General features: G+C 72.5%; 2 protein-coding genes. Both read left to right on the top strand.

Annotated features, from left to right (window positions below; translation table 11 throughout):
* The first annotated feature begins 8 nt into the window (after positions 1–8).
* Positions 9–740, top strand: coding sequence for an amino acid ABC transporter permease (locus AB0O00_RS40515; protein ID WP_363659663.1), 732 nt, complete (start codon positions 9–11; stop codon positions 738–740).
* On the top strand, positions 733–1,182 hold a 450-nt coding region (locus AB0O00_RS40510), incomplete at its 3' end, for an ATP-binding cassette domain-containing protein (protein WP_363659662.1). The genes AB0O00_RS40515 and AB0O00_RS40510, both read left to right, overlap by 8 nt.

The following is a 1,182-nucleotide window of genomic DNA, read 5'->3' as shown; positions in this document are numbered from 1 at the left end:
GGGGATCGATGCGCGCGGCGATCTCCGACCTGCTCACGACCGGCGTACCCAACACGCTGATCCTCGCGACGACTTCGGCCGCCATCGGCACCCTGCTCGGCCTGCTCCTGGCCGTGGCCGGGATCTCCGGGACCCGCTGGCTGCGATGGCCGGCCCGCGCCTACACCGATGTGTTCCGCGGCCTGCCCGCCGCCGTCACCATCCTGCTGATCGGCGTCGGGCTGGCTCCGCAGGGCCTCGCGATCTGGGGGCCCGACCCGTACCCGCTGGGGATCCTCGCGCTCTCGCTGATCGCCGCCGCCTACTTCGGCGAGATCTTCCGCTCGGGCATCCAGAGCGTCGAGGCGGGCCAGCTGGAGGCCGCCCGGGCGCTCGGCTTCCGGTACGCCGCCGCCATGCGGCTGATCATCGTCCCGCTCGGGATCAGGCGCGTGCTTCCGGCCTGGGTCAACCAGCTCATCGCGCTCATCAAGGACTCCAGCCTGATCTACTTCCTCGGGCTCACCGCCGGGCAGCGCGACCTGTTCCGCATCGGCCAGGACGCCGCCGCGACCACGGGCAACGAGTCCGCGCTCGTCCTCGCCGGGCTGTTCTACCTGCTGCTCACCGTGCCGCTGACCCACCTGGTCAACGTGATCGACCGCCGCCTGCGGAACGGACGCAAGGTCGTCGAGCAGGCGCCCGCCGGGGAAGACCTCCCCAAGCCACTGCCCGTCCCCGAGGGAGCCACCCGTGCCTGACGAACGACCCACCCCGGCCCCCGCGTTCTCCCCGGTCAGCCTGGCGACCCGCGACCTCCACCTGTCGCTCGGCGGCAACCCCGTCCTGCGCGGCGTCGACCTCGACGTCCCGAGGGGGCACACCCTCTGCGTCATCGGCCCGTCCGGCTCCGGCAAGTCCACGCTGCTGCGCGCCGTCAACCGCCTGGTCGAGCCCGACCGCGGCGACGTCCTGCTCGACGGCGAGAGCGTGCTGCGCCGCGACCCCGACCGACTGCGCCGCCAAGTCGGCATGGTGTTCCAGCAGTTCAACCTCTTCCCGCACATGAGCGTCCTGCGCAACCTCACACTCCCCCTGCGCAAGCTCAAGGGCCTGACCCGGGAAGCGGCGACCGAGACGGCCCTGCGCCAGCTCGACCTGGTCGGGCTGCGCCACAAGGCCGACGTCCGCCCGGGCCGGCTC

The organism is Kitasatospora sp. NPDC093558 (assembly GCF_040683475.1).
Taxonomy (GTDB): Bacteria; Actinomycetota; Actinomycetes; order Streptomycetales; family Streptomycetaceae; genus Kitasatospora.
This window is presented reverse-complemented; position numbering and strand designations above follow the sequence as displayed.

Bases quoted from the DNA above. Each gene is read 5' to 3' on its own strand.
- AB0O00_RS40515 (WP_363659663.1), top strand. From the start codon at position 9: ATGCGCGCGGCGATCTCCGACCTGCTCACGACCGGCGTACCCAACACG.